Origin of the sequence: Streptomyces sp. TP-A0356, from assembly GCF_001417775.1 — a bacterium.
Classification (GTDB): Bacteria; Actinomycetota; Actinomycetes; order Streptomycetales; family Streptomycetaceae; genus Streptomyces.
Genome location: NZ_BBZJ01000019.1, coordinates 312789 through 333421, shown reverse-complemented (window position 1 = coordinate 333421; position 20633 = coordinate 312789). Strand labels below are relative to the sequence as shown.

Below are 20633 nucleotides of genomic sequence, written 5' to 3'. Positions count from 1 at the left end.
TAAAGTTCGAAGCGGAGCAACAAGATCCATGCGCGTCCGCGCCGGTGGACACGTGTGATCAGGCAGAGGCCCGCGTGCTCCCCGCGCCGGTGCCGGCCCGTCGCACCCGTTTCAGATCGGAACCCCGCTTGTTTCCCGCCATTTCGGACCCCGAAACGCGCGCTCCGATGTGACTTACGCGACGATGAACCGGCCCGACCCGACCTTCACGCCCGGGGAGGCGTAGCCTTTATTCCCGCTGTCCAATCACCTTGTGAAGCGGAAGAGGGCGGTTGCCGCCGTGTCGCCACAGTCCCCCAGTAACTCGAGCATCTCGACCGACGACCAAGCCGGGAAGAACCCCGCGGCCGCGTTCGGTCCGAACGAGTGGCTCGTCGACGAGATCTATCAGCAGTACCTCCAGGACCCGAATTCGGTCGACCGCGCCTGGTGGGACTTCTTCGCCGACTACAAGCCGGGGGCCGCTGCCGCCTCGGCTGCGGCGGGTACTGCGGCCGCGGGGGCCGCAGGGACCACCTCGTCGGCCCCGGCCGCTCCGGCCGCCGCTGCGCCCGCCGCTCCTGCGGCTCCCGCGGCGCCCCAGGCTCCGGCGCCCGCCGCTCCGAGGCCCGCCGCACCTGCCGCCGCGAAGCCCACGGCTGCGCCCGCACAGCCCAAGAAGGACGTACCCGTGGCCGAGGCGCCCCAGGGCCCCGAGCTGGTGACGCTGCGCGGCCCCGCCGCCGCCGTCGCGAAGAACATGAACGCCTCCCTGGAGCTCCCCACGGCCACGTCCGTGCGCGCGGTCCCGGTGAAGCTGCTCTTCGACAACCGCATCGTCATCAACAACCACCTCAAGCGCGCCCGGGGCGGGAAGATCTCCTTCACGCACCTGATCGGCTACGCGATGGTGCAGGCCATCAAGGCCATGCCGTCGATGAACTGGTCGTTCGGGGAGAAGGACGGCAAGCCGACCCTCGTCAAGCCGGAGCATGTCAACCTCGGCCTCGCCATCGACCTGGTCAAGCCGAACGGCGACCGCCAGCTGGTCGTCGCGGCGATCAAGAAGGCCGAGACGCTGAACTTCTTCGAGTTCTGGCAGGCCTACGAGGACATCGTCCGCCGCGCCCGTGACGGCAAGCTGACGATGGACGACTTCACCGGCGTCACGGTCTCCCTGACCAACCCCGGCGGCCTCGGCACGGTCCACTCGGTCCCGCGCCTGATGCCCGGCCAGTCGGTGATCATGGGCGTCGGCTCGATGGACTACCCGGCGGAGTTCCAGGGCACCTCCCAGGACACGCTGAACAAGCTCGGCATCTCGAAGGTCATGACGCTCACGTCGACCTACGACCACCGGGTGATCCAGGGCGCCGCATCCGGCGAGTTCCTGCGCATCGTCGCGAACCTCCTCCTCGGTGAGAACGGCTTCTACGACGAGATCTTCGAGGCCCTGCGCATCCCCTACGAGCCGGTCCGCTGGCTCAAGGACATCGACGCCTCGCACGACGACGACGTCACCAAGGCCGCCCGGGTCTTCGAGCTGATCCACTCCTACCGGGTGCGCGGCCACGTCATGGCCGACACCGACCCGCTGGAGTACCGCCAGCGCAAGCACCCCGACCTGGACATCGTCGAGCACGGCCTCACCCTGTGGGACCTGGAGCGCGAGTTCGCGGTCGGCGGCTTCGCCGGCAAGTCGATGATGAAGCTGCGCGACATCCTCGGCGTACTGCGGGACTCGTACTGCCGCACCACCGGCATCGAGTACATGCACATCCAGGACCCCAAGCAGCGCAAGTGGATCCAGGACCGTGTGGAGCGCCCGCACTCCAAGCCGGAGCGCGAGGAGCAGCTGCGCATCCTGCGCCGGCTGAACGCGGCTGAGGCCTTCGAGACCTTCCTGCAGACGAAGTACGTCGGCCAGAAGCGCTTCTCCCTGGAGGGCGGCGAGTCGGTCATCCCGCTGCTCGACGCGGTGATCGACAGCGCGGCCGAGTCGCGCCTCGACGAGGTCGTCATCGGCATGGCCCACCGCGGCCGCCTGAACGTGCTCGCCAACATCGTCGGCAAGTCCTACGCGCAGATCTTCCGCGAGTTCGAGGGCAACCTCGACCCGAAGTCGATGCACGGCTCCGGCGACGTGAAGTACCACCTGGGTGCCGGGGGCACCTTCACCGGCCTGGACGGCGAGCAGATCGCGGTGTCGCTGGTCGCGAACCCGTCCCACCTGGAGGCGGTGGACCCGGTCCTGGAGGGTGTCGCCCGCGCCAAGCAGGACATCATCAACAAGGGCGGTACGGACTTCACGGTCCTGCCGGTGGCGATCCACGGCGACGCGGCCTTCGCGGGCCAGGGCGTGGTGGCCGAGACCCTGAACATGTCGCAGCTGCGCGGCTACCGCACGGGCGGCACGGTCCACATCGTCATCAACAACCAGGTCGGCTTCACGGCGGCCCCCGAGTCCTCGCGTTCCTCCATGTACGCGACGGACGTGGCCCGCATGATCGAGGCCCCGATCTTCCACGTGAACGGCGACGACCCGGAGGCGGTCGTGCGCGTCGCGCGCCTGGCCTTCGAGTTCCGTCAGGCGTTCAACAAGGACGTGGTGATCGACCTCATCTGCTACCGCCGCCGCGGCCACAACGAGTCGGACAACCCGGCCTTCACCCAGCCGCTGATGTACGACCTGATCGACAAGAAGCGCTCGGTGCGTAAGCTGTACACCGAGTCGCTGATCGGCCGGGGCGACATCACGCTGGAGGAGGCCGAGCAGGCCCTGCAGGACTACCAGGGCCAGCTGGAGAAGGTCTTCACGGAGGTCCGCGAGGCCACGTCGCAGCCGGTTCCGGGTGCGGCGGAGGAACCGCAGGACGGCTTCCCGGTGGCGGTTGACACGGCCGTGTCCGCCGAGGTCGTCAAGCGGATCGCCGAGTCCCAGGTCAACATCCCCGACAACATCACCGTGCACCCGCGTCTGCTGCCGCAGCTGCAACGCCGGGCGGCGATGGTCGAGGACGGCACGATCGACTGGGGCATGGGCGAGACCATCGCGATCGGCTCGCTGCTGCTCGAGGGCGTCCCGGTCCGGCTGTCGGGCCAGGACTCGCGCCGCGGTACGTTCGGCCAGCGCCACGCGGTGATCATCGACCGCGCGACGGGCGAGGACTACACCCCGCTGCAGTACCTCTCCGAGGACCAGGCGCGCTACAACGTCTACGACTCCCTGCTGTCCGAGTACGCGGCGATGGGCTTCGAGTACGGCTACTCGCTGGCCCGCCCGGACGCGCTGGTGATGTGGGAGGCCCAGTTCGGCGACTTCGTCAACGGCGCGCAGACGGTCGTGGACGAGTTCATCTCGTCGGCCGAGCAGAAGTGGGGCCAGACGTCCGGCGTCACCCTGCTCCTCCCGCACGGCTACGAGGGCCAGGGCCCGGACCACTCCTCGGCCCGCCCGGAGCGCTTCCTGCAGCTGTGCGCGCAGAACAACATGACGGTGGCCATGCCCACCCTGCCGTCGAGCTACTTCCACCTCCTGCGGTGGCAGGTGCACAACCCGCACCACAAGCCGCTGGTGGTCTTCACGCCGAAGTCGATGCTGCGCCTCAAGGCCGCCGCGTCCAAGGCGGAGGAGTTCACGACCGGCCGGTTCCGCCCGGTCATCGGCGACACGTCGGTGGACCCGGCCGCGGTCCGCAAGGTCGTCTTCACGGCGGGCAAGGTCTACTACGACCTGGAGGCGGAGCGCCGGAAGCGCGGCGTGACCGACACGGCGATCATCCGGCTGGAGCGTCTGTACCCGCTGCCGGGCGCGGAGCTCCAGGCGGAGATCAAGAAGTACCCGAACGCCGAGAAGTACCTGTGGGCCCAGGAGGAGCCGGCGAACCAGGGCGCATGGCCGTTCATCGCCCTGAACCTCATCGACCACCTGGACCTGGCGGTCGGCGCGGACATCCCGCCGGGCGAGCGCCTGCGCCGCATCTCGCGCCCGCACAGCTCGTCCCCGGCCGTCGGCTCCGCGAAGCGGCACCAGGCCGAGCAGGAGCAGCTGGTGCGTGAGGTGTTCGAGGCGTAGGCCGCCGCGCACCTCGGCCTGACGACAGGGCCCGGTCCCGAGTCACGACGACTCGGGACCGGGCCCTTCGCTCGTCACGGCCACTGGTGAGGCGCTGGGGACGATCGGCCGGACGGGGTGGCCCGGCGGGCGGCCGGGGGTGGCCCGGCGGGCGGCCGGGGGTGGCCCGGCGGGCGGCCGGGGGTGGCCCGGCGGGCGGCTTACCCTGGAGGGGTACGTCCCGGCCCAGCGCCTTCAGGAGAGCACCCGTGTACTTCACCGACCGCGGCATCGAGGAACTGCAGAAGCGGCGCGGCGAGGAAGAGGTCACCTTCGAGTGGCTCGCCGAGCAGCTTCGTACGTTCGTCGATCTCAACCCGGACTTCGAGGTGCCGGTGGAGCGGCTGGCGACCTGGCTTGCGCGGCTGGACGACGAGGACGACGAGTAGGGCCCGCGCCCGGACGAGGGGGCCGGTCGGGGCCGGGCCGAGCGGCGTGCGCAGTCCCTCGCGCGGGCGCGAGGTCGTACACCAGGCCGAGCCCGCCGTGCGCGAGGAGCAGCGGTGGCGCGATCTTCCGTCGACATGGCCCCGCATTAGGGTGTTTCGTCAGCATTCCTCCCCGTAGGTTCGCCAGGAGGGGTCTCTTGACTTTGCGTAGCCGCGATATATCGTGAATACAGAAGACGCGATATGGCGTGTTGAGTGAGCGGCTCCCCGTGCCCGTCGCGTAGGTCCGCGGTGTCGTCCGTCGCGTACGCCGTGTCCCCACCGGCCGAGGAGGTCAGCAGGATGTCCGAGTGGTCCGTCGCCGAGCCGAGGAAGCTCACCTTCGACGCCCCCGTGACGGCACTGGAGGTTCGCCTCGTCAACGGAACGGTGAACGTGGTGGGCACCGACGAGGGTTCCGCACGCCTTGAGGTCTCCGAGATCGAGGGCCCACCCCTCACGGTGACGCAGAAGGACGGCGTCCTCACCGTGGCGTACGAAGATCTCCCCTGGAAGGGCTTCCTCAAGTGGCTCGACCGGAAGGGCTGGCGCCGCAGCGCGGTGGTCTCCCTGGCCGTCCCGGCGACCACCCGTGTGGAAGTGGGCGCGGTCGGCGCCAACGCCGTGGTCTCCGGAATCGACGGCGGCGCCGAGGTGAAGGGCGTCACGGGCGAGACCACACTGGTCGGCCTCTCCGGACCGGTCCGCGCCACGACGGTCTCGGGCAGCGTGGAGGCCCAGGGCGTCACGGGCGAGCTGCGCCTCAGCTCCGTCTCCGGCGATCTGACCGTCATCGAGGGCGCCTGCCCGCTGGTGAAGGCGGACTCCGTGAGCGGCTCGATCATCCTGGACCTCGACCCCACGAGCGGCCCCACCGACGCCGGCCTGACGAGCGTCTCGGGCGAGATAGCGATCCGCCTCCCCCACCCGGCGGACGCGGAGGTCGAGGCCAACACGGCGAGCGGCACGGTGTCCAACGCCTTCGAGGACCTGCGCGTCACCGGCCAGTGGGGCGCCAAGAAGATCACGGGCCGCCTGGGCGGGGGCAACGGCCGTCTGAGGGCGACCACGGTCTCCGGCTCCATCGCCCTGCTCCGCCGCCCGCCCGCGGAGGACGAGCCATGGGACGCACCCGGCCCACGGGTCGCGTCCCCCGCGGACGCGGAGGACGCGATGCCGGGCACCGGCAGCGACACCGCCGCCCCGTCCGATCGTTCCCCCGACGGCACGACCGGCGGTCCGACCGAGCAGAAGGGGCTCTGACATGCCTCCCGTCTTCGCCCATGGACGACTGCGGCTGTACCTGCTGAAGCTGCTCGACGAGGCGCCGCGCCACGGATACGAGGTGATTCGGCTGCTGGAGGAGCGCTTCCAGGGGCTGTACGCGCCGTCGGCCGGCACCGTCTACCCGCGGCTGGCCAAGCTGGAGGCCGAGGGCCTGGTCACGCACACCACCGAGGGCGGCCGAAAGGTGTACGCGATCACGGACGCGGGCCGCGCCGAACTGGCCGACCGCAGCGGTGAGTTGGCCGACCTGGAGCTGGAGATCCGCGAGTCGGTCGCGGAGCTGGCGGCCGAGATCCGGGCCGATGTCCGCGGGGCGGCTGGTGATCTGCGCCGCGAGCTGCGGGCAGCGGTCTCCGAGGCCCGCAGGGACGGCCAGGAGCACGAGGGTGCGTACGGGGAGTACGGCGACCGCTCCGAGAAGGAGGCGTGGCGCGCCGCCAAGGAGGAGATGCGCCGCGTCAAGCAGGAGTGGAAGGAGCAGGCGCGGCGCGCCAAGGACGAGAGCCGGCGGGCCCGGGAGGAGGCCCAGCGGGCGCGCCACCAGGCCAAGGAGGCGCAGGAGCGGGCGCGTGCCCAGGCGCAGGAGGAGCTGCAGCGCATAGCGCGACGGGTCCAGGAGCAGGTGCAGGACCACGTCGCGCGGGGCGACTGGCCGACGGGTGTTCGGGAGGGCCTGACCGAACTGGCCAAGGAGTTCGGCGAGTTCGGGAAGGACTTCGGCAAGGGGTTCGGCAAGGACTGGGGCTTCGGGCGCACGGGAGCGGCCGAGGCACCGGAGTACTCGGCGACCCCCGAGGACTTCCCCGGCGCGTACGAACCCTCCTGGGCGCACGAGGACTTCTCGGGCGACCCCGCCCGCGCCCTGGACCGGCTTCTGGACCGCTTCCGTGACGACATCCGCGACGCGGCCCGTGACCATGGTGTGACGGAGGACCAGCTCCGCGATGCCCGCCGCCATCTGTCCACGGCGGCGGCGCACATCGGGGCGACCCTGCGGTCACGGCAGGAGTGACTGACGCCTGGCTGGGGCCGTTCGGCGGAGGGGCGGCTTCATCCGGCCCGACGAAGGGCGCTCTTCACAGGCACTGCCACAGGAAGCGCCCCTCCTTGCCGTCCGGTGAGGTGAAGGCGTAGCCGACGCCGGAGTCGCCGAAGTCGACGCGGAACGGCAGACGGCCGGAGTCGAGCTGGACCAGAAGGCGCCACCCCTCCCCCGGGGTCTCCTCACCCTGGAGCCAGCGGGGCTCGATGCCGGGCCCTCCGAGGAACTGCCAGGCGTGTCCGTCCGGGTCGGTACCGCCCTCCCGGGCCGGGCGTGGCAGATGGTCGGGGCCCACCGTCGGCCCCTCCGCCCTGGTCCCCACGGTGACGAAGCCCGGGACGGATCCGCCGGGCTGGACCAGAAGGGCGTTCTCGCCGCCCTCCGGGTCGTAGGTTCCGTCGACGGACGTGCCCTTGTCGTTCCCCGTCATGAACAGATAGCCCAGCACACCACCCGCAAGAGTGAACTGCCCAATGAACCGCATGGGTTCGCCCGTCCCGCGGGACAGCGGCCACTGCGGTTCCTCCAGCCACACGGGCTGCCCGCCGAGTTTGGTCACCGCCTCCCGGACGGGCTCGGCCGCAGGCGTGAACTCCACGGGCACGGGCTCGGACGGGGACGACGGCAAGGTCTCGGACACGGTATCTCCAGGGGGCAAGACAACCGGGGTACCCACCCTAGGGGTGCCCACACTGCCCGGGCGCCATCGCCGCGGGGCTCACCCGGCCCTGGCCTCGTCGCCGCCCCACAGCACGCGCTCCACGGCCGCACAGGTCACTCCATGGTCGGCCAGGACGTCGGACGGGACGCCGGGGCGGGCGGTCAGGGCGAGAAGCAGATGCTCGTCGCCGATGTGCCGGTCGCCGTGGGCGAGGGCGGCGCGCAGGGACTGGGTGAGCAGGTCCTTGGCGCCACGGGTGAACGGGCGGCGCCCGGATCGTCGTACGCCTCCTGTGCGGTCCGCCGCCAACGCGCCCTGCCCGTACGTCTCCTCGACGCGGGAGACGATCTCCGTGAGGTCGATACCAAGACCGGAGAGTGCGTCCGCGTCGGCGCGGGAGAGACCGCCGCGGCGTCGGGCGTCGGCAAGGTCCCGTTCGACCGCGTCCCGCCGTGCCGTGAGCCCTAGCGACGCCAGGGCGAACGCCGCGCGGCCGCCCTCGCGGTCGAGGAGGGCGAGCAACAGGTGCGCCTCCTCGACTCGCTCCCCACCGGTCCGTTCGCAGTGCTCGACCGCACCGGTGACCACCGCGCGGGCGTCCTTGGTGAATCGCTCGAACATCACTGCCTCCCGTACTTCTTGTGCACGGCCTGCCTGCTCACTCCGAGTTCCGCGGCGATCTCCTGCCACGACCAGCCCTGGTTGCGCGCGCTGCGCACCTGCACCGCCTCCAGCTGCTCCAGCAGCCTCCGCAGCGCGGCGACGGCTCGCAGCCCGACCCGCGGATCGCGGTCGCCCGCGCGCTCGGCGAGATCCGTTGCTTCGGTCATGCTGTCAACCTAGATTGACAGCATGGTGTCCGTCAACCCCAGTTGACAGATGCTTGCCGCCACTCTGGGAACGAGAACGCGAACGGCGGGCTCGGAGAGGTTCCGAGCCCGCCGTGGCCGGAGAAGGCGATGTCTGGCCGTCGTGAACGGGAAGAGCGAGAGGGCGGTCAGTTCGTGGTGAGCACGATCTTGCCGAACTGGTCGCCCGCCTCAAGCCGTTCGAAGGCATCGCGGGCGCGATCGAGAGGAAGGATCTCGTCGACGACCGGACGCACCCCGGTGGCGGCGCAGAAGGAGAGCAGGTCCTCCAGTTCGTCCTTGGACCCCATGGTGGAGCCCACGACCTTCAGCTCCAGGAAGAAGATGCGGGTGAGTTCGGCGTGGGAGGGACGGTCGCCGCTGGTGGCTCCCGAGATGACGAGGGTGCCGCCGGGACGCAGCGACTTGACGGAGTGCGACCACGTGGCGGCGCCGACGGTCTCGATGACGGCGTCCACCCGCTGCGGCAGCCGCGCCCCGGACTCCAGGGCTTCCACGGCACCCAGTTCCAGGGCCCGCTTGCGCTTCGCCTCGTCGCGGCTGGTGGCGAACACCCGCAGGCCGGCCGCCTTGCCGAGCACGATCGCGGCGGTCGCGACACCGCCGCCGGCGCCCTGGACGAGGACGGAGTCGCCGGGGCGTACGCCGGCGTTGGTGAACAGCATGCGATAGGCGGTCAGCCACGCGGTGGGGAGGCAGGCGGCCTCCTCGAAGGAGAGTTCCTTGGGCTTGGGCAGGAGGTTCCACGTGGGGACGGACACCTGTTCGGCGAAGGTGCCCTGGTAGCGCTCGGTGAGGATCGAGCGCGGCTCGTCCGGGCCGACGCCGTGGCCGGTCTGGCCGATGACGGAGTGCAGGACGACCTCGTTGCCGTCCTCGTCGACACCGGCCGCGTCACAGCCGAGGATCATGGGGAGCTTGTCCTCGGAGAGACCGACGCCCCTCAGGGACCAGAGGTCGTGGTGGTTGAGGGAGGCGGCCCTGACGTTCACGGTCGTCCAGCCGGGCCTCCGCTCGGGGGCGGGGCGCTCTCCCAACTCAAGGCCGGTGAGAGGGTGGTCACGGTCGATGCGGGCGGCGTAGGCAGCGAACATGACCTTGACGATAGGCGCCGCCGGGGATGCACGGAACCAGGGCCGGCTGTGACACACGTCCCTGCGCACACGGGCCGATGACAACGACGCCCGACCCACGCCATCGCCCATCGCCCATCGCCATCTCAGGCATCCCGCCACCGCCAGGCACCCATCCCCGAACCACCAGGCACCACAACCGCGCACCGAGCGGGCCGGCCGCGCCGATGGGCGGGCCGCGCCAATGGGCGGGCCGCGCCAATGGGCGAGCCGCGCCAATGGGCGGCCGCGCCAATGGGCGAGCCGACGACCGCAACCATGCCCGGCCCACACCGCCGCCAAGGCCAAGCACTCCACCACCGCCAGGCACCTCGCAGACGCAGGGCGCGGCAACCCGCACCGGGAACGGCCGCGCCGATGGGCGGGCGGGAAGATGCGACCCGCCCGCCCGGCGGAGCGTCAGCGCCGCGCGACGCCTTCGGCGCGTGCCGCGGCCGCGACCGCGGCCGTCACCGCCGGGGCCACCCGCTCGTCGAAGGGCGACGGGATGACGTAGTCGGCCGCCAGGTCGTCCCCGACGACCGCCGCAAGTGCCTCGGCCGCCGCGATCTTCATGCCCTCGGTGATCCGGGACGCCCGCACCTGCAGCGCACCCGCGAAGATCCCGGGGAACGCCAGCACGTTGTTGATCTGGTTCGGGAAGTCGGACCGCCCGGTCGCCACCACGGACGCGTACTTGTGCGCGACGTCCGGGTGCACCTCGGGGTTCGGGTTGGCCATCGCGAAGACGAAGGCACCCTCCGCCATGGACGCCACGGCCTCCTCCGGCACCGTACCGCCGGAGACGCCGATGAAGACGTCGGCGTCCGCGAGGGCGTGCTCCAGCGACCCGGAGACACCCGCCTTGTTGGTGAACCCCGCGAGCTCACGCTTGACCGGCGTCAGATCGTCCCGGTCGACCGACACGATGCCCTTGCGGTCCGCGACCGCCACATCCCCGATCCCGGCCTCCACCAGCATCTTGGCGATCGCCACTCCGGCCGCGCCCGCGCCCGAGATGACCGCCCGCAGATCCCCGAGGCCCTTGCCGGTCAGCCGCGCGGCGTTCCGCAGGGCCGCCAGCGTCACCACGGCCGTACCGTGCTGGTCGTCGTGGAAGACCGGGATGTCCAGCCGCTCCTGGAGCTTGCGCTCGATCTCGAAGCACCGCGGCGCCGAGATGTCCTCCAGGTTGACGCCCCCGAAGGAGGGCGCGAGCCGGACGACGGTCTCCACGATCTCGTCCACGTCCGTGCAGTCCAGGGCGATCGGGACGGCATCCACGCCGCCGAACTGCTTGAACAGGATCGCCTTGCCCTCCATCACCGGGAGGGAGGCCTCGGGACCGATGTCGCCGAGCCCGAGCACCGCCGTACCGTCCGTCACGACCGCGACGACCGACGACTTCCATGTGTAGTCGTGGACCAGTTCCGGCTGTTCCGCGATGGCGGTGCACACCCGGGCGACGCCGGGCGTGTACGCGAGGGACAGGTCGTCCTTGTCGCGGACCGGCACGGTGGCCTGCACGGCCATCTTGCCGCCGCGGTGCAGCGCGAACGCGGGATCGAAGGAGTCGTGGGGCTCGACCCCGCCGTCCTGATCCGTATTGCTGTCGCTGCGAGGATTGACGATCTCCGCTGCCACTGTGTTGTACCCCTTAGGTGTTCATGGTTTGAGGGTGACCACTCCTGGTTGAGGGGTGGGCGGGCACCACGCATGGCCCTGATGACTGATACGTACGGGCACATACGCGACGGGCGCGCCGCACACGCGCCCTGAGCCCCGGATGAGGGGTTAAGGATCCTTCTTACCGGACGGATGGTGTCCGGGACGAGTCCATAACGCTAAGGTCACACGCCGGTGAGATGACTCATGGGCGAAAGTGTGGACAAGTCCGCGACGGGTCCGCTCACGATCAGGAGTACGCAGCGCAACCAACCACATCGTGAGACGCACCGAAGATCTTCCGGCCGGAATAAAGGATTCCCGCACAAGGTCCGGCCCTGATCGGCCATCCGAGGCGGTTCGGGGGTGACCCGTTATCCGATTTTGACATATCCGGCCCCCTGAATGCCTGAGTCCGAATGGCAAGATGCCTCAATCACACGAGGTCGCGACACCCGAAGGTGTGTGTTCTCGTCGACCCCATCGGCACAACCCATCCCGCCGGAGGAACCCGCCATGACCGCACGCTCCACCCGTCGTACGACCGCCACGCGCTCCCGGATAGCCGCGGTCGGCGCCATCGCGGTCGCGGGCACCCTGGTGCTCACCGGCTGCGGCGACCACACGAACAAGAACAACAGCGGCTCCAACTCCTCGGCACCGCTCGCCGGCAAGCTCCCCAAGGACATCCGGGACGCGGGCGTCATCAAGGTGGGTTCCGACATCGCGTACCCGCCGGTCGAGTTCATGCAGGGCGGCAAGGCCGTGGGCATCGACCCGGACGTCGCGGACGCCCTCGGCAAGCAGCTGGGGGTGAGGTTCGACTTCCAGAACGGCAAGTTCGCGCAGCTCATCGTGGGTCTGCAGGCCAAGCGGTTCAACATGGTCATGTCGGCCATGAACGACACGAAGGACCGCCAGAACGGCATCGACTCCGACACCGGCAAGAAGGTCGGCAACGGTATCGACTTCGTCGACTACTTCACCGCCGGTACCTCGATCCTCGTCCAGAAGGGCAACCCGAAGGGCATCAAGTCCCTCGACGACCTGTGCGGCAAGGTCGTGGCCCTGCAGCAGGGCACCACGTCCGAGGGCATCGCCAAGGCGCAGAGCACGAAGTGCAAGAAGGACGGCAAGAAGCCCATCACGCTGCAGACCTTCGACACCGACCCGGAGGCGCTGCTCCGCCTCAAGCAGGGCGCCTCCGTCGCCGACCTGAACGATTTCCCGGTCGCGGCCTACAACGCGAAGACCTCGGGCGGCGGCAGCGACTTCGAGGTCTCCGGCAGCCAGATCGAGGCCGGCCCCTACGGCATGGGTGTCAGCAAGGAGAACACCCAGCTGCGCGACGCGCTGCAGGCGGCCATGAACGCGATCGTCAAGAGCGGCGAGTACCAGAAGATCCTTCAGAAGTGGAACGTCACCGACGGTGCCGTGACCGAGGCGAAGATCAACGGCGGCTCCTGAGCCTCGCGCGACCCTGAAGGGCCCTCACCGTGACTGACACCATCGACAGGACTCCGGCGGCGGCCGTGCCGCCGGAGCAGATCAAGGCCATCCCGGTGCGCCACTACGGCCGCTGGGTGGCCGGCGCTCTGGTCATCGCCGTACTCGTGCTGATCGGCATCGCCTTCTCCAACGCGAACATCCATTACAACGTCATCCCCGACTACCTCACCGACGGCACCATCCTGTCCGGCGTCTGGCACACGCTGTACATCTCCGTGCTCGCCATGGTGCTCGGCCTCGCCCTGGGCGTCGTCCTGGCGGTGATGAGGATGTCGTCGAACCCGGTCACCAGCACCGTGGGCTGGTTCTACGTCTGGTTCTTCCGGGGCACTCCGGTCCTCGTCCAGCTGCTCCTCTGGTACAACATCTCGCTGGTGTTCCCCATCCTCAACCTGGGGTTCTACAAGGACGAGATGAACCAGGTGATGACCCCGTTCCTGACGGCTCTGCTGGGTCTCGGCCTGAACGAGGCCGCGTACATGTCGGAGATCGTCCGGGCCGGCATCCAGTCGGTGGACGAGGGGCAGACCGAGGCGTCGCACGCGCTCGGCATGACCCAGGGTCAGACCCTGCGGCGCGTGATCCTTCCGCAGGCGATGCGCGTGATCGTGCCGCCGACCGGCAACGAGTTCATCAACATGCTGAAGACCTCGTCGCTCGCCTACGCGGTCCAGTTCAACGAACTCATCAAGCGGGCCCAGGACATCTCCAGCACCTCGCTCGCCGTCGTGGAGATGTACTTCGTGGCATCCATCTGGTACCTGATCCTGACCACGGTCTTCAGCATCGCCCAGTACTACATCGAACGCCGTTACGCCCGCGGTTCGACGCGCAATCTGCCGCCGACCCCGCTGCAGCGGCTGAAGAGGAACCTCCGTCTGTTCGGTTCGTTCCGCCGCCCGGAGGTGGCCCGATGAGCGGTCTCGGCAAGGACATCGGCAAGAGCACCGGCGGCCACCCGATGGTCAGGGCCGAAGGCGTCCACAAGTCCTTCGGTCCGGCGCACATCCTCAAGGGGATCGACCTGGAGGTGAACCCGCGCGAGGTGTTCTGCCTGATCGGCCCGTCCGGCTCCGGCAAGTCGACCTTCCTGCGGTGCATCAACCACCTGGAGAAGATCAGTGCCGGCCGGCTGTACGTCGACGGCGAACTGGTCGGCTACCGGCAGAAGGGCGATCGGCTCTACGAGCTGAAGGAGCGTGAAGTGGCCGCGCAGCGGCGGGACATCGGCATGGTGTTCCAGCGCTTCAACCTCTTTCCGCACATGACGGCGCTGGAGAACGTCATGGAGGCGCCGGTCCAGGTCAAGGGCGAGTCGAAGGCCGCCGCCCGGGAGCGCGCACAGCGGCTGCTGGACCGGGTGGGCCTCGGTGACCGGACCGGCCACTACCCCGCGCAGCTCTCCGGCGGCCAGCAGCAGCGCGTCGCCATCGCCCGTGCCCTTGCGATGGAACCCAAGCTGATGCTCTTCGACGAGCCGACCTCGGCCCTCGACCCGGAGCTCGTCGGCGAGGTCCTCGACGTGATGCGGGACCTGGCGGAGGACGGCATGACGATGATCGTCGTCACGCACGAGATGGGCTTCGCCCGTGAGGTCGGAGACTCGCTGGTGTTCATGGACGACGGTGTGGTGGTCGAGGCCGGCCACCCGCGCGAGGTCCTGACGAATCCACAGCACGAGCGCACCAAGTCCTTCCTGTCGAAGGTCCTGTAGGCCGGCCGCACGTGCGGTAGGTCGGCGAGGAGTGGGCCCCATGGCCTCGGCCATGGGGCCCACTCCCGTACGTCAGGCTGGTCGGCTACTTGAGCGCGAGCAGCAGGGTGTCCGAGGGTGAGCACCACACCGGGCGGGCCTCGGCGAAGCCCTTCTCGCGCAGCACGCGCGCGTGCCACTGGACGGACGGCATGTCGCCGTCGGCGTGCTCGCCGTAGATCTCGAAGCGGCGCGCGGTCGGCTCGGCCAGGACCGGGTCCTGGGCGGCGAGTTGCCACCACTCGCCCCAGTCGACGGCGCCGTTCGCCTTGGCCTCGTCCATGTGGGCGTGACGCCGGGCGCGCTCGGCCGCGTTGATCCGGGGCGTGGTCTCGTCGATCATGTGGTCCGCGTTCATGAAGACACCGCCGTCGCGGAGGAGTTCCGCGATCTGACCGTAGAGGGCCGCGAGGGGTTCGCTGTGCAGCCAGTGCAGGGCCGTGGCGGTCAGGACGGCGTCGTAGGACTCGTACGGCAGCCGGGTGACCCAGTCCGGATCCTTCAGGTCGGCGGTGACGAACGAGACGCGCTCGTCGCTCCGGAAGGTACCCCGGGCGATGGTGAGCAGCGCGGGGTCGAGATCGACGCCGGTGCTGGTGGCCTCGGGGAAGCGGGCGAGGAGCCGGGCCGTGATGGTGCCGGTGCCGCAGGCGAGGTCGAGTACGCGCGGTGCGGGGCCGACGAGGGCCTCGACCATGTCGAGCATGACCCGGAAGCGGTCCTCGCGATCCGGCATGTACCACTCCTGCTGCCGGTCCCAGCTCTCCTGCCAGGCCCGCCAGTCGGTGCCCGCCGCGGATCCGGTCGTGGTGGTCATCCAAAGCCCCCTTCTGCACTGCGTCGCGTAATACCCTGTAAGCGCGACCATCTATTACCTGACCGCAGCCAACGACGATAGAGCGCCCCGGTAAGGACTACAAGTGGAACTGGCCTATTACTCGGATTACGCCGTCCGTCTCGTGAACAGCGAGGAACCGGCCCGGGGCAAGGACTCGCTCACCTCGGTGGAGGCCGTCCGCGACCTCTTCGGGGCCAACCAGTCGGCGGCCCGTCGCGCCACCGACGCCGACGTGACCCGGTTCCGCTCGGTCCGGGCCCGGCTGCGCGCCGTCTTCGAGGCGGCCGACCAGGGCGACGAGACCCTCGCGGTGGACCTGCTGAACTCCCTGCTCCTGGAGTTCCCGGTGAGCCCGCAGATCTCCGGTCACGACCACCGGGACGACGACGGCCGCCCGCTGTGGCACATGCACCTCGCGGATCACCCGTCGAACGCGACCGCCGGCTACGCGGCGATCGCCGCGATGGGGCTGGCGTTCCACCTCACGGAATACGGCGTGGACCGTCTGGGCCTGTGCCAGGCGACCCCCTGCCGCAACACCTACCTCGACACCTCGACGAACCGCTCCCGGCGGTACTGCTCGGACCGCTGCGCCACGCGCGCGAACGTGGCCGCCTACCGCGCCCGCAAGCGCCTGGAGGCCGACCGGTCGCAGAGCACGGGCCGGGCGGCGACGAGCGCCCAGCGCAGCAGCGCGAAGGGCGAGCGCTGACCCGCCTTGAGCGGCCGGTAGCGCAGCCGCACCCTCCCGAGGACGAGCTCCTCGGGGACGGTGCCGTAGTCGGTGCTGTCCCCACCCGCGTACGGGTTGTCCCCGAGCACCCACCAGCCGCCCTCGCGCTTCTCGACCGCACGCTTGACGACCAGCAGGTCCTGCTGGAAGGGGTGCCGCAGGACGATGACGTCGCCCGGCCGGACACGCGCCCCGTACTGGACGAGCAGCCGGTCCCCGTGCTGCAGCGTGGGCACCATGGACGGCCCCGTCACCTCCGCCGCCCCGAACGGCAGCAAGGCCTTCGTGCGCTCGGTCTCCTGTGACAGCTCCGGCATCGCCGGCACCTCCCCGGTCCGATCCTCCACCAGTCCCAGTCTCACCCTGGACTTTTGGCCTAAGCCCATGGGGGCACTCGCGAAAACCCGTCCCCTACGGAGTAATGTCCCACCTGAGAAGACGATCACGAGGAAGGACAGCTTCATGCTCTCCCGCCTGTTTGCCCCCAAGGTCAAGGTCAGCGCCCACTGCGACCTGCCCTGCGGCGTCTACGACCCGGCCCAGGCCCGCATCGAGGCAGACTCGGTGAAGGCCATCCAGGAGAAGATGGCCGCCAACGACGACCCGCACTTCCAGGCTCGCGCCACCGTCATCAAGGAGCAGCGCGCCGAGCTCGCCAAGCACCACGTCTCGGTGCTGTGGAGCGACTACTTCAAGGCTCCGCACTTCGAGAAGTACCCGGAGCTGCACCAGCTGGTCAACGACACCCTGAAGGCCCTCTCGGCCGCCAAGGCGTCGACGGACCCGGCGACGGGCCAGAAGGCGCTGGACTACATCGCCCAGATCGACAAGATCTTCTGGGAGACCAAGAAGGCCTGATCCACCGGTCTCTTGTGCACGACCGGCGAGTGGTGCACCCTCGCAGGTCGACAGCTCCCATGACGGGGCCCGGCCGCACCATCGGTCGGGCCCCGTCGTGATTCGGTCGGTCCTTCCGTCCCTGTTTCCCTCGGGTTCCGCCGGGTTCCGTCGGGCCTCGCTTCTCCCGGCCCCTGTCAGGGTCCCTTCACGGCGCCGTTCCAGATGCGCGAGTGGCCCTCCCGGAGGGGGCCGCCCAGCAGGTTGAGGATCTCGTGCGCCGCGGCGCTCAGCGGCGCCGGATCCGCGTGCTCGGCGACGGTGAGGCGGGCGTCGAGGAGGGCGCGACCCAAGGCGGGGTCGGCGTCCCTCAGACGACGCGGAAGCCACTTGCCGCCGCCCCGCCAGGCGCGACGGTGGCCCGCCAGCAGGACGGCCGCCGTGATCAGCACCTGGTCCGCGACGGCCAGTTGCTCATGGCGGTCGGTGGCGTCGGCCAGGTCGTCCAGCAGATCGGTGAGCCGGTAGCGCTCCTCGTCGCACTCCTTCGGGGTCAGCGGGTCGGGGCCCCGTTCGAGCTCGGCGCGTGCCTCGGCGCGCAGTGCCGCCGCGTGTCCGTGCGGGTCGTGCACCGTCACCGACTCGGCGTAGATGAACAGCATCGACCCGCGGCGGCTCGCCCGGTCCGATGCGATGATCTCGGCGAGGTCGGCGCGGGTGTGCGCGAACACCTCGGCCAGGCGCCCCTGGTGGCGGAGCGTCTCGCGGCGCGTGACGTCGTCGTCCGGGAGCAGCACGGCGATGTCGAGGTCGCTCGTGGCGGTCGCCCGGCCGCGGGCCGTCGAGCCGCCGAGCACGGCGGCCAGCGCGCCCGGGTAGCGGGTCGTGACCAGGCCGCGTGCCTGGTCGAGGGCCGCGGTGAGCGGGGCCGGAGGGTGCGGGTCCATGCGGGCATGGTGCCAGGACCGAGAGCCGGCGCGTGCCGGGGCGGTGTACGTCGTCGCGCGCGCCGCCCGCAGAGCGGCGACCGGGTCGTCGGGGGCGTCGTCGCCGGGCGGGCCGTCCCAGTGGGTGAGCCCCGCCCCGGCATGCGCGAGAGCCGTGGTGTGGTCGCCGTCGCGCGCGGCACGGGTGGCGCGGGTGGCGGCGAGCAGGACGGCGGAGGTGTCGATCGCCTCGGCGTCCAGGGTGAGCCGGTCGGCGGTGGCGGTGGCGGTGGCGGTGGCGGCAGCGAGCTGGGAACGGGCGCGGGAGACCAGCACCTGGAGCGCCTTGGTGGGGTTCTCGGGCGGCTCGTCGGGCCACGGTCCGTCGGCCGGCCGGGCGGCGCTGCACCCGGCGCGGCTCGTCGGCGAGCAGCGCGAGCAGTCCGCGCAGCCGGGGCCTACTGATCTCCCGGCGGGTCATGCGGAGGCCGACGGCCGGGGTCCGTTGTCGGTGGGGCGTGCGATGCTGACCGCGTGGACGTCGACGACCTTGTCCGGCTGCGGCGGGCGCGTGACCGGATGGACCGCGAGTACGCGCAGCCGCTGGACGTAACAGCGCTCGCGCGCACCGCTCTGATGTCGCCGGGGCACTTCCAGCGCAGCTTCCGCGCGGCGTACGGGGAGACGCCGTACAGCTATCTGATGACCCGCCGCATCGAGCGGGCCAAGGCGCTGCTGCGGCGCGGCGACCTGACCGTGACGGAGGTCTGCCTCGCCGTGGGGTGCACCTCCCTCGGGTCGTTCAGTTCGCGCTTCACTGAGCTGGTGGGCGAGACGCCGAGCGCGTACCGGGCGCGGTCGCACGAGCAGGGCGCGGCGATACCGCCGTGCGTGGCGAAGGGCCTGACACGTCCGCGCCGGGGCCGACCGGGCGATACCCGAGCGGATCCGCGCGCGCAGCTCTAGCGTGGGGCCATGGACCTGAAACTCTCCCAGTGCTTCATCGCCGTGGACGACCATGACAAGGCGCTCGCGTTCTACCGGGACGTCCTGGGCCTGGAGGTCCGCAACGACGTCGGCTTCGAGGGGATGCGCTGGGTGACGGTCGGCTCACCGCTCCAGCCGGACGTGGAGATCGTCCTGGAACCTCCGGCGGCGAACCCGGACACCTCTCCAGCGGACCGCCAGGCGGTGGCCGAGCTGCTCGCCAAGGGCATCCTGCGGGGTGTCATCTTCTCCACCGAGGACTGCGACGCCCTCTTCGACCGCGTCCGCGCCTCCGGCGCAGAGGTCCTCCAGGAGCCCATGGACCAGCCGTACGGCGTGCGGGACTGCGCCTTCCGTGACCCGGCGGGCAATCTGCTGCGCTTCACGGAACGCCGCGGCTGACGAGTGCGGCTGCGGCCGGAGCACACCGGGGCGGAAACGCCGTTGCGGGATCCGGGCGGGCGGGAGACGGTACGAGCGCCGTGGACCGCCTGCCGAGGAGCCTCGTATGACCGAACCCGTCCGCTGGACCTACGCCTTCGTCGACCGGCCCGTCGAGATGTTCGGACCGGCCTGCGACTTCTGGACCGCCGTCACGGGGAGCAAGCTGTCCGAACCCCGTGGCGAGCGGGCCGAGTTCGTCACGCTGGTACCGGAGGCGGGCGACGCGTGCCTGAAGGCGCAGGCCGTACGGGCGGGCGGGGGCGCCCATCTCGACCTCGCCGTCGAGGACGTGCCCGCCTTGGTCGCGGCGGCACGGCGGCTCGGTGCGGACGTCGCCGCCGACCACACCGGGTGGGCCGTGCTCCGCTCCCCCGGCGGCCTGTCGTTCTGCGCGGTGCCCTGGCACGGGGAATCGGTGCGGCCGCCCGTGGTCGAGGAGCCCAGCGGTGCTGCCACCCGGCTCGACCAGGTCTGCCTCGATCTGGCCCCCGACGTCTTCGACGCCGAGGTCGCCTTCTGGGGCGGCCTCACCGGCTGGGAGTCGTTGCCCGGCTCCCGGCCGGAGTTCCACGTGGTCAGGCCGCCCGCCGGCCTTCCCGTCCGCATCCTGCTGCAACGTCTCGGCACCGATCGCCCCGCCTCCGCCCACCTCGACATGGCGTGCGCCGACATCGAGAGGACCCGTGCCCGGCATGAACGGCTCGGTGCCACGACCGTCGCCCGCGGCACCCAGTGGACGGTGATGCGCGACCCGGCGGGCGGCACGTACTGCCTGACGGGCCGCGACCCCTGGACGGGCGGCCTGCCCGGCTGACGGTCACCGCCGGCGCGGCCACCGCCCCGGCCCGCTCTATCGGGACACGTACGCGCAGGCCGTCGGCGTCGGACTCGCCGTGTACTCCCGCAGCGGACACCCCGACTCGTACGCATCGGCGGACGTCGACGGATCCGGCGCCTTCTCCCACCGGGCGGGAGGCGCCGGCTCGTTCGCGTCCTGCAGCGACAGCGTGAGGCCACCGCCCGTCACCACCAGGGCGGCCCACGCTCCGACCGCCCATCGCCACACCCGGCGGCGTCCCCCCGTCCGGGTCACTCCTGCGCCGCCGCCCGCCGGTCCCAGACCTTCACATCCACCACGGCGGACACGGGTATCGGCCCGTAGACGTGCGGGAACTCCTCGCCGCCTGGGCTCGCGGCCTCGTAGCGGACGGGGGCCGTCAGCCGCTCCGGGTCGATGACCAGCAGCACCAGGTCGTCCGGCCCGTCGTAGGCCCCGTAGACGAAGCGGGCCACGGACGGGACCTGGTGCCGCAGTGAGCAGTGGATGAAGCCCTCCTCCTGGAGGGTGCGGCCGCGGGTCGACATCTCGTAGGTGCCGGTCGCGCGGGCCGCCTCCCACAGGGAGCGCTGGGTGAGGTGCACAAGAGGTTCGGACATGCCGTCAACCTA

The 20633-nt window shown here is 70.6% G+C and carries 21 protein-coding genes; 12 read left to right on the top strand and 9 right to left on the bottom strand.

Annotation, left to right across the window (positions count from 1 at the left end):
• Positions 1-280 precede the first annotated feature (280 nt).
• The 4 genes from ASC56_RS18385 to ASC56_RS18370 all read left to right on the top strand — a co-directional run bounded on the left by ASC56_RS18385 (position 281) and on the right by ASC56_RS18370 (position 6820).
• Positions 281-4054 (top strand): multifunctional oxoglutarate decarboxylase/oxoglutarate dehydrogenase thiamine pyrophosphate-binding subunit/dihydrolipoyllysine-residue succinyltransferase subunit, encoded by a 3774-nt coding sequence (locus ASC56_RS18385; RefSeq protein ID WP_055492582.1) that lies wholly within the window; start codon positions 281-283, stop codon positions 4052-4054.
• Positions 4055-4302: 248 nt separating this feature from the next.
• Complete coding sequence (locus ASC56_RS18380) at positions 4303-4482, top strand: DUF6104 family protein (protein ID WP_055492511.1); 180 nt, start codon at positions 4303-4305, stop codon at positions 4480-4482.
• Between the two features lie 342 nt (positions 4483-4824).
• Complete coding sequence (locus ASC56_RS18375) at positions 4825-5784, top strand: DUF4097 family beta strand repeat-containing protein (RefSeq protein ID WP_055492581.1); 960 nt, start codon at positions 4825-4827, stop codon at positions 5782-5784.
• 1 nt (position 5785) lies between these two features.
• Positions 5786-6820 (top strand): PadR family transcriptional regulator, encoded by a 1035-nt coding sequence (locus ASC56_RS18370; RefSeq protein ID WP_055492510.1) that lies wholly within the window; start codon positions 5786-5788, stop codon positions 6818-6820.
• 64 nt (positions 6821-6884) lie between these two features.
• On the opposite strand, the gene ASC56_RS18365 is transcribed toward ASC56_RS18370, so the two are convergent.
• From ASC56_RS18365 to ASC56_RS18345, 5 genes are all read right to left on the bottom strand, one after another.
• Entirely contained in the window at positions 6885-7490 is a 606-nt protein-coding gene (locus tag ASC56_RS18365) for a hypothetical protein (RefSeq protein ID WP_199836023.1), read from the bottom strand.
• A gap of 78 nt (positions 7491-7568) precedes the next feature.
• Positions 7569-8132, bottom strand: coding sequence for a Clp protease N-terminal domain-containing protein (locus ASC56_RS18360; protein WP_055492509.1), 564 nt, complete (start codon positions 8130-8132; stop codon positions 7569-7571).
• Positions 8132-8341 (bottom strand): helix-turn-helix domain-containing protein, encoded by a 210-nt coding sequence (locus ASC56_RS18355; protein ID WP_018571396.1) that lies wholly within the window; start codon positions 8339-8341, stop codon positions 8132-8134. Before ASC56_RS18355 ends, ASC56_RS18360 begins: the two co-directional genes overlap by 1 nt.
• A 167-nt stretch (positions 8342-8508) precedes the next feature.
• On the bottom strand, positions 8509-9474 hold the full coding sequence (locus ASC56_RS18350) for a zinc-binding dehydrogenase (RefSeq protein ID WP_055492508.1): 966 nt from the start codon (positions 9472-9474) through the stop codon (positions 8509-8511).
• Between the two features lie 438 nt (positions 9475-9912).
• Positions 9913-11136, bottom strand: a complete 1224-nt coding sequence (locus tag ASC56_RS18345; RefSeq protein ID WP_055492507.1) for an NADP-dependent malic enzyme — start codon at positions 11134-11136, stop codon at positions 9913-9915.
• A 537-nt stretch (positions 11137-11673) separates the two neighbouring features.
• Here ASC56_RS18345 and ASC56_RS18340 point away from each other — a divergent pair.
• From ASC56_RS18340 to ASC56_RS18330, 3 genes are read left to right on the top strand one after another with little or no spacing between them, the layout of a single operon-like run.
• Positions 11674-12624 carry an ABC transporter substrate-binding protein gene (locus tag ASC56_RS18340; protein ID WP_055492506.1) on the top strand — a complete coding sequence of 317 codons (951 nt, stop codon included), beginning with the start codon at positions 11674-11676 and terminating at the stop codon, positions 12622-12624.
• A gap of 29 nt (positions 12625-12653) precedes the next feature.
• Positions 12654-13583, top strand: coding sequence for an amino acid ABC transporter permease (locus ASC56_RS18335; RefSeq protein WP_055492505.1), 930 nt, complete (start codon positions 12654-12656; stop codon positions 13581-13583).
• Positions 13580-14380 carry an amino acid ABC transporter ATP-binding protein gene (locus ASC56_RS18330; protein WP_055492504.1) on the top strand — a complete coding sequence of 267 codons (801 nt, stop codon included), beginning with the start codon at positions 13580-13582 and terminating at the stop codon, positions 14378-14380. The genes ASC56_RS18335 and ASC56_RS18330 overlap by 4 nt, the downstream gene beginning before the upstream one ends.
• 85 nt (positions 14381-14465) lie before the next feature.
• Here the strand turns inward: ASC56_RS18330 and ASC56_RS18325 are convergent, their stop codons facing one another.
• The gene (locus ASC56_RS18325) at positions 14466-15236 is read right to left on the bottom strand and encodes a trans-aconitate 2-methyltransferase (protein ID WP_055492503.1); all 771 of its coding nucleotides are present in this window, start codon (positions 15234-15236) and stop codon (positions 14466-14468) included.
• A gap of 103 nt (positions 15237-15339) precedes the next feature.
• Between ASC56_RS18325 and ASC56_RS18320 the strand changes: the two genes are divergently transcribed.
• The gene (locus ASC56_RS18320; RefSeq protein WP_055492502.1) at positions 15340-15969 is read left to right on the top strand and encodes an ABATE domain-containing protein; all 630 of its coding nucleotides are present in this window, start codon (positions 15340-15342) and stop codon (positions 15967-15969) included.
• Here ASC56_RS18320 and sodX read toward each other — a convergent pair.
• On the bottom strand, positions 15873-16307 hold the full coding sequence (gene sodX, locus ASC56_RS18315) for a nickel-type superoxide dismutase maturation protease (protein WP_055492579.1): 435 nt from the start codon (positions 16305-16307) through the stop codon (positions 15873-15875). The two genes, ASC56_RS18320 and sodX, sit on opposite strands and share 97 nt — an antisense overlap.
• A gap of 145 nt (positions 16308-16452) precedes the next feature.
• On the opposite strand from sodX, the gene sodN reads away from it, so the two are divergent.
• Positions 16453-16848, top strand: coding sequence for a superoxide dismutase, Ni (sodN, locus tag ASC56_RS18310; protein ID WP_055492501.1), 396 nt, complete (start codon positions 16453-16455; stop codon positions 16846-16848).
• 176 nt (positions 16849-17024) lie between these two features.
• Here sodN and ASC56_RS18305 read toward each other — a convergent pair whose 3' ends face one another.
• Positions 17025-18089, bottom strand: coding sequence for a nucleotidyltransferase domain-containing protein (locus ASC56_RS18305; RefSeq protein ID WP_199836022.1), 1065 nt, complete (start codon positions 18087-18089; stop codon positions 17025-17027).
• A gap of 198 nt (positions 18090-18287) precedes the next feature.
• On the opposite strand from ASC56_RS18305, the gene ASC56_RS18300 reads away from it, so the two are divergent.
• The 3 genes from ASC56_RS18300 (at position 18288) to ASC56_RS18290 (ending at position 19998) form a co-directional block, all read left to right on the top strand.
• Positions 18288-18719 carry a helix-turn-helix transcriptional regulator gene (locus tag ASC56_RS18300; RefSeq protein WP_055492500.1) on the top strand — a complete coding sequence of 144 codons (432 nt, stop codon included), beginning with the start codon at positions 18288-18290 and terminating at the stop codon, positions 18717-18719.
• A gap of 9 nt (positions 18720-18728) precedes the next feature.
• The gene (locus ASC56_RS18295) at positions 18729-19142 is read left to right on the top strand and encodes a VOC family protein (protein WP_055492499.1); all 414 of its coding nucleotides are present in this window, start codon (positions 18729-18731) and stop codon (positions 19140-19142) included.
• Positions 19143-19248: 106 nt separating this feature from the next.
• Entirely contained in the window at positions 19249-19998 is a 750-nt protein-coding gene (locus ASC56_RS18290) for a VOC family protein (RefSeq protein ID WP_055492498.1), read from the top strand.
• 275 nt (positions 19999-20273) lie between these two features.
• Here ASC56_RS18290 and ASC56_RS18280 read toward each other — a convergent pair whose 3' ends face one another.
• Positions 20274-20621: a DUF952 domain-containing protein gene (locus ASC56_RS18280; protein ID WP_055492496.1), complete on the bottom strand. Its 348-nt coding sequence runs from the start codon at positions 20619-20621 to the stop codon at positions 20274-20276.
• Positions 20622-20633: the final 12 nt, after the last annotated feature.